The 14,481-nt window shown below is 65.8% G+C and carries 12 protein-coding genes and 1 pseudogene; 7 read left to right on the top strand and 6 right to left on the bottom strand.

Annotated elements, in window-relative coordinates:
- Nucleotides 1–75: pseudogene (locus EGH23_RS15300) on the bottom strand (IS6 family transposase); the annotation flags it as partial.
- Between the two features lie 193 nt (nt 76–268).
- Here EGH23_RS15300 and EGH23_RS15295 point away from each other — a divergent pair.
- The 3 genes from EGH23_RS15295 (at nt 269) to gdhB (ending at nt 4,707) form a co-directional block, all read left to right on the top strand.
- Nucleotides 269–3,151, top strand: a complete 2,883-nt coding sequence (locus EGH23_RS15295; RefSeq protein WP_220580858.1) for a bacterio-opsin activator domain-containing protein — start codon at nt 269–271, stop codon at nt 3,149–3,151.
- Nucleotides 3,152–3,259: 108 nt separating this feature from the next.
- Entirely contained in the window at nt 3,260–3,403 is a 144-nt protein-coding gene (locus EGH23_RS15290) for a rubrerythrin-like domain-containing protein (protein ID WP_220580857.1), read from the top strand.
- Nucleotides 3,404–3,405: 2 nt separating this feature from the next.
- On the top strand, nt 3,406–4,707 hold the full coding sequence (gene gdhB / locus EGH23_RS15285) for a glutamate dehydrogenase GdhB (RefSeq protein WP_220580856.1): 1,302 nt from the start codon (nt 3,406–3,408) through the stop codon (nt 4,705–4,707).
- Between the two features lie 466 nt (nt 4,708–5,173).
- On the opposite strand, the gene EGH23_RS15280 is transcribed toward gdhB, so the two are convergent.
- The 5 genes from EGH23_RS15280 to EGH23_RS15260 form a co-directional block, all read right to left on the bottom strand.
- Nucleotides 5,174–5,671, bottom strand: a complete 498-nt coding sequence (locus EGH23_RS15280) for an Lrp/AsnC family transcriptional regulator (protein WP_220580855.1) — start codon at nt 5,669–5,671, stop codon at nt 5,174–5,176.
- A 92-nt stretch (nt 5,672–5,763) separates the two neighbouring features.
- Nucleotides 5,764–6,552: a carbon-nitrogen hydrolase family protein gene (locus tag EGH23_RS15275; RefSeq protein ID WP_220580854.1), complete on the bottom strand. Its 789-nt coding sequence runs from the start codon at nt 6,550–6,552 to the stop codon at nt 5,764–5,766.
- A 1-nt stretch (nt 6,553) separates the two neighbouring features.
- Complete coding sequence (locus EGH23_RS15270) at nt 6,554–7,351, bottom strand: enoyl-CoA hydratase/isomerase family protein (protein ID WP_220580853.1); 798 nt, start codon at nt 7,349–7,351, stop codon at nt 6,554–6,556.
- The gene (locus EGH23_RS15265) at nt 7,344–9,548 is read right to left on the bottom strand and encodes an acetate--CoA ligase family protein (RefSeq protein ID WP_220580852.1); all 2,205 of its coding nucleotides are present in this window, start codon (nt 9,546–9,548) and stop codon (nt 7,344–7,346) included. Before EGH23_RS15265 ends, EGH23_RS15270 begins: the two co-directional genes overlap by 8 nt.
- Nucleotides 9,549–9,550: 2 nt before the next feature.
- Nucleotides 9,551–10,351, bottom strand: a complete 801-nt coding sequence (locus tag EGH23_RS15260; protein ID WP_220580851.1) for an enoyl-CoA hydratase/isomerase family protein — start codon at nt 10,349–10,351, stop codon at nt 9,551–9,553.
- Between the two features lie 148 nt (nt 10,352–10,499).
- On the opposite strand from EGH23_RS15260, the gene EGH23_RS15255 reads away from it, so the two are divergent.
- From EGH23_RS15255 to EGH23_RS15240, 4 genes are read left to right on the top strand one after another with little or no spacing between them, the layout of a single operon-like run.
- Nucleotides 10,500–11,654: an ABC transporter substrate-binding protein gene (locus EGH23_RS15255; RefSeq protein ID WP_220580850.1), complete on the top strand. Its 1,155-nt coding sequence runs from the start codon at nt 10,500–10,502 to the stop codon at nt 11,652–11,654.
- A 5-nt stretch (nt 11,655–11,659) separates the two neighbouring features.
- Complete coding sequence (locus EGH23_RS15250) at nt 11,660–12,703, top strand: ABC transporter ATP-binding protein (RefSeq protein ID WP_220580849.1); 1,044 nt, start codon at nt 11,660–11,662, stop codon at nt 12,701–12,703.
- Nucleotides 12,700–13,563 carry an ABC transporter permease gene (locus EGH23_RS15245; RefSeq protein WP_220580848.1) on the top strand — a complete coding sequence of 288 codons (864 nt, stop codon included), beginning with the start codon at nt 12,700–12,702 and terminating at the stop codon, nt 13,561–13,563. The genes EGH23_RS15250 and EGH23_RS15245 overlap by 4 nt, the downstream gene beginning before the upstream one ends.
- Complete coding sequence (locus EGH23_RS15240) at nt 13,560–14,354, top strand: ABC transporter permease (RefSeq protein ID WP_236044857.1); 795 nt, start codon at nt 13,560–13,562, stop codon at nt 14,352–14,354. The genes EGH23_RS15245 and EGH23_RS15240 overlap by 4 nt, the downstream gene beginning before the upstream one ends.
- Nucleotides 14,355–14,481 lie beyond the last annotated feature (127 nt).

The following is a 14,481-nucleotide window of genomic DNA, read 5'->3' as shown; positions in this document are numbered from 1 at the left end:
GGGTGTCCGCTCGCGCTCCACAAAATCCAAATCAATCCAGTCTCTATTCCCGCTGAGGCGGCTGATTTCTGGCATGGACACCAAGAAATCCGTCCGCCTCACTTTTCATGCTTAACTAAACACGACCGGTTATATAGTAAACACCTTTTACTTTTTGCGGGTTCGATTATGAAGGGACAATGAGCGTCCCTCTCGATCCGGAGTCGCACTCGCGGCGGACCCGAACCGGCATCGCACGGCAGTCACGCTGGCTTTCGGCGGTCGAATAATGGCGGCTTCCCCGACCGTCCTCCAGTCGTCGACCGTCCTGCTCGTCGGGACGAGCGAGTGGCTCACGGAATTCGCAGCGGCGCTCGAAACGCGGACCGACGCGACTGTACGGACGGCTGAAACCGAAGCGGCGGCGCTGGACATCGTCCGGGAGCGAGCGACGGATTGTCTCATCAGCGAATACGCGCTCGCGGAGACGACCGGCATCGAACTTCTCAGAGCGATCCGTAGCGAAACTGCCACGCTACCGGTCCTCGTCGGGACTACCGACGGGAGCGAAGCTATCGCCAGTGCGGCCATCGAGGCCGGCGTCACCGACTATATCGCGCTCGCGGATACGGCCGAACAGTCGTTCGACGAACTCATCGACCGAACGGAGCGTGCGATTCGGTCCGCACGGCGATCGGCCACGCAGCGGGAGCGCGCGAGACAGTTCGACGCGATCTTCGACGATACGCGGACGGCGACCTGGGTGCTGGACCCGGATGGGTCGCTCGCTCGCGCGAACCAGACGGCGCGGGAGATGATCGACGCGGATATCGGCGCGATCGTCGGCGAGCCGTTCTGGACACTCCCGTGGTGGTCGCGCCCGGACGGCACGAACAGGGACGTCCAACGGCTCGTAGAGAAGGCGCTCGACGGATCGTTCGGCAGTGCGGTCGTCCTACAGCCGCCACACGTCGACGACCCGCGCGTCGTCGATCTCTCCGTGCGTCCGGTCGAAAACGAGCGCGGCGACCCCGTCTCGGTCGTCGTCGAGGGCGTCGACATCACCGAACGCGTCGACCTCGAACGGAACCTCCGCCAGTCGGAGGAGCTCCATCGCGTCACGCTCAACAACATGACCGATACGATCCTCATCACGGACGAGGACGGTGAGTACACCTACGTCTGTCCCAACGTCCACTTCATCTTCGGTTACACGGCCGCGGAGATCCGGGAACTCGGAGCGATCGACGACCTCCTCGGCGAGGGCCTCTTCGACCGGGAGGAGCTCGCGGCCGCCGGCGTCCTCAAGAACATCGAAACGACGGTGACGGACAAAGCCGGGCGCGAACACACGCTGCTCGTCAACGTTCGCGAGGTCTCGATCCAGGACGGCACGCTCCTCTTCAGTTGCCGGGATATCACGAAGCGGAAGCAACGGGAAGAGGCCCTCGCAACGCTCCACGAAACGGCCCGCGACTTCCTCTACGCCGAGACGCACCGGGAGATCGCCCAGCATATCGTCGACGATACCCCCGGGGTGCTCGACCTCGATGCGAGCGCCGTCTATCTCTTCGACGGCGATGCCAACGAGCTCCGGCCCGCGGCACACTCGGCGACGATGAGAGAACTCAACGGACCGCTCTCGAGCGTTCGCGCTAACGGAGAGACGCTTCCGAGTTACAGCTTCGTCGAGGACGAAGTGCTGTTCTTCGACGACGTCCACGATGCGGACCGGCTCGAAAACCCCGCTACCGATCTCCGAAGCGTAATTTACATCCCGCTCGGCGACCACGGCGTGTTCGTCGCCGGCTCGGACCAGATCGGCGTCTTCGACGCGGTGACGCGGGAATTAGCCGATCTGCTCGCCGCAACCGCCGAGGCGGCCCTCGACCGGGTCACACGCGAGTCTCGCCTCCGCGAACAGGACCGCACGCTGCAAACGCAGAACGAGCAACTGACCGCCCTGAATCGCATCAACGAGACGATTCGGGAGATCGACCAAGCGCTCGTGCGAGCGGAGACGCGCGAGGAGATCGATCACACGGTCTGCGAGCTGTTGACCGCCGACGACCGGTTCCGGTTCGCCTGGATCGGCACGGCCGACCCGGCGAGCGAGGCTCTCGAACCGCGAGCCTGGGCGGGCACTGAGCGGGGGTATCTGGATAGCCAATCGTTCGCTATCGCCGACTCGGAGACGGAGCCGGCAGGTCGAACCGCAGCCACCGGCGAGGTGACGATAGTGACGAACGTCGCCGCCGATCTCCGCGAGGAAGCGTGGCGGAAGGATGCGCTCTCCCGGGACTATCTCTCCGTACTCAGCATTCCGCTCGTTTACAACGACCTCACGCACGGCGTCCTGACGGTGTACGCACCGACGCAAGACGCGTTCGACGAGACGACGAGAGCCGTCTTGGCAGAGCTCGGCGACACCATCGCGTCCGCTCTCAGTGCGATCGAACGGAAGAACGCGCTGCTCACGACGTCGGTGACGCGCGTCGAGTTCACCATCGACGATTCCTCGTTCGTCCTCTCACGGCTCGCGCGGGACGCGGGGTGTACCCTCTCGTACCGGGGCGGCGTCCAGCAGTCGACAGACGGCAGTTACGTGTTCGTGACCGTCGACGACGGGGCGGTAACTGACGTCGCGGACGCCGCCGCACAGCTGGTCGGTATCGACGAGGTGCAACAGATCAGCGCGGATAGCGAGGGTGGCGTGCTGCAGCTCCGACTCACACAGCCGTTTCTCGCCCTGGACCTGGCCGATCACGGGGCCGTCTTCCGGGAAGCGACTGCCGATCCGACCACGACGACGCTCGTCGTCGATATCCCGGACAGCATCGACGTCCGAACGATCACGCGGCTCGTCCGGGAGACGTTCGCCGGTGTCGAGCTCCGCGCCAAGCAGACGCTCGATCAGGCCGCGGAACGCGACCTCTACTCGGAGTTCCTCGAGACGGTGACGGACCGGCAACTGGAAGTGATCCAGACGGCGTACTACGGCGGGTACTTCGAGTCGCCGCGTGAAAGTACGGGCGAGGAGATCGCGGCGACGCTCGGCATCTCCCCGCCCGCGTTCTATCAACACACCCGGACCGTCCAGCGGAAACTGTTCGCCGCACTGTTCGAGGAAAACGACGCTTCAGTGGCGGCCTCTACGAGGATGGTTGAATAACGAACCACCCACATCGACCTGCGGTTAGGTGCTCAACATCCCAATATTCCTTATACACGTATTATGTCTACGTGAGTGCCCGCGGCTGACCGGCGCTCGTGACTCACAATGAGAGACGTCGACCCCGAATCAGACGGAGAAACGCCGTACGAATGCTTCGAGTGTGGTAACATCATCATCGCGGAGGACACTCCCGGCCAGTGTCCAGACTGTAGCGGCCCGATGCGGAACCGGCTGACACCGCTGGAATGATCATGGCGTCGAAGACTGAGAGCGCCCGCGACGGATCTGACGACGCTCCGGAGGAGTCTACCGACTCGGAATCGACGCTCGAGACCGCTCGTCGGCAGCTCCACCGCGCGGCTGACCACCTCGACATCGACCAGAATATCGTCGAACGGCTCAAATATCCCAAGAAGGTCCACGAGGTGACGGTCCCCATCGAGCGAGACGACGGGTCGGTCGACGTGTTCACGGGCTACCGTGCCCAACACGACAGCGTTAGAGGGCCGTTCAAAGGTGGACTCCGGTATCACCCCGAGGTAACTCGGGACGAGTGCGTCGGCCTCGGCATGTGGATGACCTGGAAATGCGCCGTGATGGATCTCCCCTTCGGCGGTGCCAAAGGCGGCGTCGCCGTCAACCCGAAGGAACTGAGCGGTGGGGAGAAGGAGCGGCTCACCCGGCGATTCGCACAGGAACTGCGCGACAACATCGGGCCTAATCAGGATATTCCCGCCCCCGATATGGGCACGGACCCCCAGACGATGGCCTGGTTGATGGACGCGTATTCGATGCAGGAGGGTGAGACGACGCCGGGCGTCGTCACCGGGAAGCCCCCGGTGGTCGGCGGGAGCGAAGGGCGCGAAGAAGCGCCTGGACGGAGCGTCGCGATCATCACGCAGTTGGTGTGTGAGTACCACGACCGACGACTCGAGGACACGACTGTCGCGATCCAGGGCTACGGGAGCGTCGGTGCGAACGCGGCCCGACTCCTCGATAAGTGGGGCGCGACCGTCGTCGCGGTCAGCGACGTGAACGGGGCGATGTACGAGCCGGACGGGATCGAGACGGCGGCCGTTCCATCGCACGACGAGGAGCCGGAGGCCGTCACTGCGTACGCCGACACCGTGATCTCGAACGACGAACTGCTCACGCTCGACGTCGACGTCCTCGTTCCGGCCGCCCTCGGAAACGTGATCACCGAAGAGAACGCGGACGCGATCGCGGCGGATTTCGTCGTCGAAGGCGCGAACGGACCGACGACCTCGACGGCCGATTCGGTTCTCGCAGAGCGGGACGTCGCTGTGATTCCCGATATTCTCGCCAACGCCGGCGGCGTCACGGTGAGCTACTTCGAGTGGCTCCAGGACATCAACCGGCGGGCCTGGTCGCTCGAGCGGGTAAACGACGAACTCGAAGTGGAGATGCGGGCCGCCTGGGACGCGGTCCGCTCCCAATTCGAGCGGCGCGACGTCACCTGGCGTGATGCGGCGTACATCGTCGCACTGTCTCGTCTCGCGGACGCACACGAGGCACGCGGACTCTGGCCGTGATATCCCCCGCGCCGTGATGGCTGTCTCTCGGAGGATACCGTCCTCGATCTGAACTGGTCATCGACTCTGCGGGGCGTCCGGGTTTCAGTTGGACTCCCCGCTCGCTGGGTCCGTCCCCCAGTGAAAGAGAGTCGCTCCGAGAACGGTGACGGTACCCCGCAGGCCAAGAGGGAGGATGGGATCACCGACCGCGCGGTCGAGAGCGCTTACCGTGAGCGGTGCGAGGAACGCGGAGCCGGCTACGGCGATATCGATCAGGCCAACCGTCGCCGTCGCGTTCCCGGACCCGAAGCGTGTGAGGACGATCGGGCAGTGACGAGACCGATGCCGACCCTCGCGAGGATCGGGCGAAGCGGAAATCGGGCGGCAAACGCGCCGAGTGTCCGAGAGGGGCTGCTATAACCGGGGCCTGCCTGTACTCGTTCCCCGTTCGCTGGATAGCTCAAGAGCGGCTCCGTTCGTGACGTCAGCTGTACAGGGCTTCCAGATCCTCTCCGTCGTAGTTCACCAACAGCCGATCCTCGTCTTTGAACGACCGGAGGACGATGTTGGTCGTCGAGTTCTCGACGCCCTCGGTCTGGATGATGTCCTCCATGAGCGTCTGGAGGTGCTCGTGGTCCCGCACGCGAGACAGCACGTAGAACGACATCTCCCCGAGCATGAAGAAGACGCGCTGAACCCCCGAGAGATCGGTGATCTTCTCCGCGACCTCCTCGTAGCCCGGGCCGTCGTAGTCGGCGTTGATCTCGGTGATAGCCGTCATCCCGAGGCCGAGCTTCTGGGGGTCGAGCTTGGCGATCTTCCCCTGCACGATGCCCTGCTCCCGGTACTTCTCCATCCGATAGTAGATGGTCGAGGTGCTGACGTCGAGTTCGTCGCTCAGCTCGTCGACGTCGATATCGCCGTTCTCGTCTAGACGCTGCAGTATCTGGAAGTCGACCTCGTCGAGCGTGACCTGCGTCATCGAGTCGTCTATGGGTGCCACGGGATTAATAGGTTGGTATCATTCCAATTCGTCCACCGGTTTCCTGGACCGATTACAATCCAACTCGGCGGCTACCGTTCGCTCGCGTCGGCGTCGGTCGCCGGACGGTCCTCGCGCATGGGATTGCGACGGCGTTCGGCAGCCGCTACAGCCGGCTCGAGCGGGACGGACAGTTGGCCGGGGCTATCGCCCAGCGCCGCGATACGGGTCCCGTCCGGCTCGTAGACGCCGCTCCGACCACAGAACGTCCGCCCGGCCTCGGTCCCGGCCTGGTTACAGCCGACGACGTAGGCCCCCTGCTCGAGCGCTCGTGCCGGGAGCAGCGTGTGCCAGTCCCTCTCCATGCGGGCGGTCCAGGCCGAGATGTTGACGAGGACGTCACAGCCGGCTCGCGCGAGCGCTGCGCTCGCGGCCGGGAAGTTCAGGTCGTAACAGATCTGGACACCCACCCGACCGAACGGGGCTTCGACGACGGCATATTCGTCGCCGGTCGCGAAGCAGTCCCGTTCCCCACCCCAGCAGTGGCGCTTATCGTAGCGCGTACGCACCTCGCCGTCCGCGTCGAGCCAGACCGCGCTGTTGTACACGCGCGAGTCCTCGCGAACGGGCATCCCGAACAGGACCGCCGTATCGGCCGCCGCGGCCGCTTCGCCCAATCGCTCGGTCGTCGGGCCAGGGACGGACTCGGCCACGTCCGGGAGATCCTCGAAGACGTGGTAGCCGGTCGTCGCGAGTTCGGGGAACACGACCAGGTCCGCGTCGGCGGCCGTGATCGCGTCGGCCATCCGTTCGCGGGTCCCGTCGTCGGCCGGGCCGAGGCTGCTCTCGAACTGGACGACGCTGACGGTGGCGCGGTCCATGCTATCGACCCTCGAATTCGGGCTCGCGGTCTTCGGCGAACGCCTCGACGGCCTCCGCGTGGTCGCGCGTCTGCGAGCAGATTCGCTGGGCACGCGTCGCGTCGGCCAGTCCCCGCTCGAGGTCGACGTCGAAGCTCTCGTTGACCAACTGCTTGCTCTCGGCGAGTGCGACCGGTGGGCGGTCGGCCAACTGCTCCGCGAACGCGATGGCGGTGTCGAGAAGGTCGTCGGCCGACACCTGCTCGCGAGCGAGGTCCCATTCGACGATCTCTTCGCCAGTGAGCTTCCGGCCGGTGAAGATGAGTTCCTTCGCCCGGGCCTCGCCGACGAGCCGCGGCAGGAGGTAGGCCCCGCCGTCGCCCGGGACGAACCCGACGTCGATGAACGTCTCACCGATGACCCCCTCCTCGCTGGTGAGGCGGAAGTCACACGCCAGTGCGGTATCACAGCCGGCGCCGAGCGCGTAGCCGTTCACCGCCGCAATGACGGGCGTGCCGATGCCGCGTAGCGTCCGCACGACGTCCTGGAAGAGGTCGAGTCCCGCCTCGTACTCGGCGAAGTCCATCTCCGGTGTCAGGGGCATGTCGTCGAGATCGACGCCGGCACAGAAGGCGTCGCCGGTGCCCGTGAGCACGATCGCACGCACCTCCTCGCGGTCGTCGAGTCGCTCGAAGGCCTCGACCGCACCCCGAAGCAGCGACTCGTTGTACGCGTTCATCGCCTCCGGCCGGTCGTACGTGACCGTCGCGACGTGGTCTGTGGCCCGTTCGACCGTCAGGGGGGCATCGATCTCAATCATCGGTCTCACCCTGCGACGGCGCTGCGGATTCCGCTTCCTCGTTCTCTGTGTGCTGCCGGGGCCGTCTGTCGAGCGTGATCGCCGCGTCGACGATCTCGACGCCGTCGGCGTCGGCGAACACCGGATTCAAGTCGAGTTCGGCCACCGACGGATTGGACCGGACGAACGACGAGACCGCGACCAGCAGGTCCATGACCGCGTCTCTGTCGACGGGTGGGTTCCCGCGGGCGCCATCGAGCAGTTCCTGGGCCCCGATATCGTCGAGCATCGCCCGGGCGTCGGCCTCGGTCAGCGGGAGGGCGCGGAAGGCGACATCCTCGAGTACCTCTACGAACACGCCGCCGAGGCCGCACATCACGACCGGGCCGAACTGGTCGTCGTCGACGACGCCGACGATGAGTTCGACGCCCGCGTCCCGCATGGGTGAGACCAGGACGCCGTCGAGGCTCGCGTCGGGGTCGTATCCGGCGGCCGCCGAACACAGGTCGTCGTAGGTCGCCGCGGCTTCGTCTGCCTGCACGTCGAGGGCGACCCCGCCCGCGTCGGACTTGTGCACGATGTCAGGTGACACCACCTTCATCGCGGCGGGGCCATCGATATCGGCGACTAGCGCCGCGGCCTCGTCGGCACTGGTCGCGAGATCGAACGGCGTGACGGGGAACCCGTCGTCGGCGAGCGCGCGTTTGGCCTCGAACTCCGAGAGCTGGGTGCGACCGTGGCCGATGGTCTCGGCGAGAGTATCGCCGGCGGTGGTGGCCGCAGGGAGCCGGAAGTCACTGCTCTGGTCGGCGGCCGCGACCCGGTCGCCGTAGGTGGCCAGTGCCGATAGGCTCGCGGTCGCCACGTCCAGCGACTCGACGACCGGAATGCCCCGCTCGCGAAGCACGGCGTGCGGTTCGGTCTCGAACCCCTCGTAGGCGCTCTGGACGACCAGCGGCGTGTCGTGCTCGGCCGCGAGCGATGCCAGTTCCCGGGCGGCCTCGATTTCGACCTCCGTGTACTGCTCGGCGAATCGGACGCCGTAGCCGCCGAATAAGCCCGTCAGCATGAGCGCGTCCACGTTCGGATCGGCGACGATGGCCGCCGCGCAGTCGACGAACACGGACTGGTCGTCGTCGGTGCCCCCCGCGACGTCGACCGGGTTGACCACGCTGGCGGCGTCCGGGAGAACCGCCCGGAGTCGTGCTTGGGTCTGGTCGGTCAGCCGAGGGATCGAGAGCCCGCGTTCGGTGCACGCGTCGGCCGCGAGCGTCGCGTGTCCCCCGCCGTCGGCGAGGATGGCCACGTTCGGGCCGTCGGCGCGGGGAAGCGACGAGAGCGCGTTCGCGACCGACAGGAGTTCGTCGGAGCGCTCGACGCTCACGACGCCGGCCTGTTCGAGGACGGCGTCGGTCACGGCCGCGTCGCCCGCCAGAGAGCCCGTGTGCGAGGAGGCAGAGCGCTTGCCGACGTCCGAGCGACCGCTCTTGAGCACGACGATGGGCGTGTCCGGAACGACGTCTCGGGCCGCCTGGAGGAAGGCTCGGCCGTCGCTCATCCCCTCCACGTAGCAGACGATGGCGTCGGTCTCGGGGTCGGCGTCGAGGAACGGCAGGTACTCGTGGAACTGCAGGTCGGCCTCGTTACCGACGCCGACGTAGTGGCTGAAGCCGACGCCCTCGCGCGTGGCGGCCTCGGTGAACAGCGAGATGGCCATGTTGCCGCTCTGACAGAGCAGTGCGAGACCCCCCTCCGGCACGGTATCGGCACCGACGAGGTTCAGGCCCCGGTGGACGTTGATCATGCCGGAGGTATTCGGCCCGATGAGGCGGATCCCGTGCTCGCGGGCGAGCGAGACGATCTCCGCTTCGAGTTTTTCGCCGTCCTCGCCCGCCTCGCCGAACCCGACGGCGACGACGACCGCGCCGGCGAGATCGGTCTCCGCGCAGTCCTCGAGCACGCCGGGGACGACGTGCGCGGGCGTGACGATGAGTGCGAGGTCGACGCGGCCGGGGATGGCCGAGACGGCGGGGTAGACGTCGAGTCCGCGGATCTCCTCGGCGTTCGGGTTGACCGGGTAGATGTCGCCGTCGTAGCCGCCCTCTTGGAGGGTCACGATGGCCTGATGACCGCGCTTCGTCTCGTCGGTGGAGGCCCCGACCACGGCGACCGCGTCGGGTTCCATGATACGCTCGATATCGGTGGGCGCGCCCGTCATCGTCAGCGCCCCTCGAACTCGGGGTCGCGGTCCTCGGCGAACGCGTCGATGCCCTCCTGCCAGTCCTCGGTGGCCATGCAGGCCAGCAGGGCCTCGGCCTCGGCGGTCAGCATGTCCGCCCGGCTCGCCTCGCCCACGCGGCCGAACTGGGCCTTGGCGAACTCCATCGAGACGGGGGCGTTCCCCGCGAGGTCGGTCGCGAGCTCGTCGACGGCCGCATCGAGATCGGTCGCCGGATGGCAACTCGTCACGACCCCCTCCCCGGCGGCCTCCGCGCCGGTCAACGCCGCGGCCGACAGGACGAGTTCCTTGGCCCGAGCCCGCCCGACGCGTTGCGTGAGCGTGTACGTGACGCCGCCGCCAATGTACGTCCCGATCCCGACCTCGGGGAACCGAATCTCGGCGTCCTCGGCCATCAGGACGAAATCCGCGCTCAACGCGAGTTCGGCGCCGGCCCCGATCGCGTATCCGTGGACCTTCGCGACCACCGGACGCGGGTGCGTTTGCACCGCTTCGCAGGCGTCCTGGGCCTGCCAGACGTACTCGCGGCGTTCCTTGGCCGATCGGTCGGTCTCGCCGTGTTGCTCCATATCTGCGCCGACACAGAACGCCCGGCCGGCCCCTTCGAGGACGACGACCCGGGCGTCTTCGGCTTCGGCCCGGTCGAGCCCCTCCTGGATGCCCTCGTACAGTTCGGGTGTGACTGCGTTGAGCGAGTCCGGTCGGTTCAGTCGGATGCGTGCGACGTCGCCCTCTCGCTGGTACACCGTCGGGGACTCCGGTGCCGTGTCGCTCCTTGTCATGGTCGATTCACTACCTAGACTCTCAGAGTTCAGCCACATAAGTTTTGGCTCGCTCTAAATTCGATCGTCTATAGTCGGAACTCTACCGAATATAGGGGTAATATCTGCGAAAGATTATTATATCAGTGTGTAGAAGGTTCGCATGGCGATGTCTCACAAAGACACACACAGGCGGCGTGACATACTGGCGGCGGTCGGTGCTGGAACGCTAACCGCACTCGCAGGGTGTAGCGGCGACGGTGGCGACGGCGGCGATGGCGGTGATGGCGGCGGCAATGACAGTGGCGGAGACAACGGAAGTACTGGCGGGAGCGGTGGCGGCGGGAGCGGCAAGCTCCGGTTCCTCGGCTTCGGCGGGAACACGCAGGCCGCCCAGATGTCCGTCTTCGAGCCGTGGGCCGAGGAGTCCGGCGTGAAGGTGCAGGGGACCTCCGCGGGCGGGACGACGGAGATGATATCGCTCATCAAGCAGAACCCCGGTTCCTTCGACATCGTCGCGCTCAACGACACGGGGATGGCCCGAGCCCAGAAGGAGGACGTGCTCGAGCCCGTCGACCTCTCGAAGGTGCCTAACTACGAGAAAAACATCAAGGAGTCCGCACGGTCGCTGTCGTTCAACATGAGCGACGGGGACACGATGGGGCTCATCCGCGAGAACGGCGCGACCGGCTACGCGTACAACACCGAGAAAGTCGACGGGGAGCTGAATTCCTGGGACGCGTTGCTGGACTCGAAGTACGAGGGCAAGGTCTCGCTCATCGACCGTACCATCGACCGGCTCTCGAACAGCGCGGCCGCCGCCGGGCTCAACGTCAACGACGTGCCCGGCGACCAGGCGAAGACGGACGAGATGTTCGCGAGGGCGAAAAAGGAGGACAAGAACGTCTTCTCCTACTGGGGTGACGGTGCCACGTCCATCCGTTACCTCCGGCAGGAGAACGCCTGGATCTGCGAGGCCTGGGGCGGCCGCGTCCTCGCCCTCCAAGAGGAGGGTTTCGACCAGATCAAGTACGTGATCCCGAAGGAGGGAGCGATGGGGTGGGCCGACAACCTCGCCGTGGTCAAAGGCTCCGAGAGCCGCGACTTGGCCCACGAACTGCTGAACCACACCTACCAGCGCAAACACCTCCTGACGCTGTCGGACAAGATGAACTACACCGTGCAGGTGAAGAACCCGCCCGAGAAGATGACACAGCTGCCCGACTACGCGCCCGCCGAGGACTTGGCCTTCCGTAACTGGGAGAAGGTCCTGCCCAAGCAGGAGGCCTGGACCCAGCGACTCGAGAAGATCAAACAGGGCTAATACTAATGCTCGAAGTCAACGGCTTCACCAAGTACTACGGCGACCTCTGTGCAGTACAGGACCTCTCCTTCCGCATCGAGGAAGGGGAGTTCGTCACGTTACTCGGCCCCTCTGGCTGTGGCAAGTCGACGACGCTGCACTCTATCGCCGGGCTCGTGGAGCCGACCGAGGGAGAGATCCACCTCCGTGGTGACGACGTGACCGACCTGCCGCCGGAGAAGCGCAACATCGGGATGGCGTTCCAGTCGACGGCGCTGTTCCCGCACATGACCGTCCGGGAGAATATCGCCTACGGGTTGAAGATGCACGGCTACTCCAAGGCCGACGTCTCCGACCGAGTCGACGAGTCGCTCGAGCTGGTCGACATGCCCGAGCACGGCGACCACCGCCCCGGCGAACTCTCCGGCGGCCAGCAACAGCGCGTCTCGCTGGCACGGGCGCTGGCGTACGAACCCGACATCCTCCTGCTGGACGAGCCCCTGACCGGGTTGGACCGGGTGCTCCGCGAGGAGATGCGGGGCTGGCTCCACCGCGTCCAGCGCGAGGTCGGCGTGACGACGCTGTACGTCACTCACGACCAAGAGGACGCCCTGTCGATGTCGGACAAGGTGATCGTTCTCAACGACGGTCGGGCCCAGCAGATGGACTCGCCGGAGGCCATCTACGAGCGGCCGACCAATTCGTTCGTCGCCGAGTTCGTCGGTAAATCCACCCAGTTCGCCGGTGAGGTCACCCACGAGGACGGCCGTGCCGTCGTCTACAACGACAGCAAGGCCATTACGCTACCCGATGCATCCCACGACGCCGGGGCGAGCGTTTCGGTGTACGTCCGACCGGAGGATATCGACGTCGGCACCGAGCCGACGGGGGCCACGAACGAGTTCTCCGGTACTGTCGTCGACATTTCGAACCTCGGGAACCGGGCCGAGATGTCCATCGAACTCGCTGACGGAACGACCGCGCTCGCTCACACGGGACGGTTCCCCGATATCGAGGTCGGTGAAGCGGTCTTCATCCGGTTCGACGCCGGGCGGGTGATCGTCCTATGAGCGTTGAGCAACCCGGATTGAGCGGGCTCATCCATACGGTCGGTGAGGGGCTCGAAGGACGCGTCTCGAATCGGCACCTCGCGCTGTTCGGGGTCGGATTCGTCGGGCTCTTTTTCATCCTGCCCGTCCTGTTGCTGGTCCCGGAGAGCCTGCACCTCGACTCCGCGACGCCGTTCGAGTCCTACCGGCGTGTGATGGACGGTATCTACGTCGACGCCTTCGTCCGGTCGTTCCTGTTCGGGGTCGTCACGACGGCCGTGACGCTGGCGCTGGCGTACCTGCTCTCGTACTACCTCGCCTTCGTCACCGACCGGGTCCGTATCGCGATGACGCTGATCATCGTGCCGCTGTGGATCGCCTACATCGTCCGGTACTTCGGTATCCTCTTGTTCCTGTCACCGGCGGGCCCGTTCGCCGACCTGACGGGCGTCGAGCCCGGGCTCTTGTTCACCACACCGGCGGTCATCATCGGTCTGGCGAACGTCTACCTCCCGTTCGCCGTCCTGCCGCTCTACAACTCGCTGAACGCCATCGACGAGGAGCTCATCGACGCCTCGCGGGTACTCGGCGCTGACAAGTGGCGGACCATCACGAAGGTCATCTTCCCGTTGAGCCTCCCCGGGCTGGTCGCCGCCGGCCTCATCGTGTTCATCCTCGCTGCCGGGTCGTTCCTCGGACCGGCGGTGCTCGGTGGCCCGCGACAGACGATGATCGCGAACGTCATCGCCCAGGCGTTCCTTGACAACTTCAACATCCAGTTCGCCTCCGCGCTCGCCATCGTCTACACGGTGTTGCTCGTCGCGCTCCTGTTCGTGTTTAACGCGGTCTTCAGCCTCCAGGAGGTGCTCGAGAAAATATGAGCATGAGTACGACCGCGGGAAAGCGACTGCGCGGGCTCTCGCTCCGTGCCGTCATCGCCCTCGTGTTCGCCTTCCTGCTCCTGCCCGTTCTCATCGTCGTGCTGACGTCGTTCACCACGCAGACGTTCCCGGCGATTCCACAGGAGGGCCTCTCGCTGGCGTGGTACGAGCAGCTCCTGCAGGACGACAAGCTGCTCGGCGCACTGCGGGTGAGCCTGGTCGTCGCAGCGGCGTCGGCAGTTCTCTCGGCCGTCATCGGCACCATCGCGGCGATCGGGTTCGTGCGGGCGGAGTTTCCCTACAAGCAGCAGGTCTCGACCGTGATGTTGCTGCCGATGATCATCTCGCCGGTGATCACCGGTATCGCGCTCGTCCGGTACTTCGGGACGATCCAGCTCCCGTCGGGCTACCCCGCACTCGTCCTGGGCCACACCGTGCTCTCGCTGCCGTACGTGTTCCTGCTGGTCCGGTCGGAACTGCTGACGTTCGACGAGGACCTCGAGCGCGCCTCGCGCGTTCTCGGTGCCGATCCGGTGACGACGTTCCGCAACGTGACGGGGCCGATTATCTCGCCGGCTATCCTCGCCGGCGGGTTCATCGCCTTCGTCGTCTCGTTCGGCGAGTTCACCGCGACGCAGTTCCTCATCTCCCCCGGCACGAGCACCGTCCCGGTCGTCATCTACACGATGCTCCGGACGGGGCTGACGCCGACGATCAACGCGCTCTCGGTCGTGCTCATCGTCATTATGCTCGCGGTGGCGCTGTCCAGCCGCCGCCTCACCTCCTCTTGACGCCGCGCCCTCTTCGACGGGGGAGATCCGCTGCTGATTTCAGAGACCGCTCGCGAAAACGCGTCCATCCTATCATCCGACGCATGAGCCGTCATCGGAACAGCTCGGAGGGATCTTAGAGAGGAGC

The sequence above is a fragment of the Haloarcula nitratireducens genome (assembly GCF_019599505.1).
This window is presented reverse-complemented; position numbering and strand designations above follow the sequence as displayed.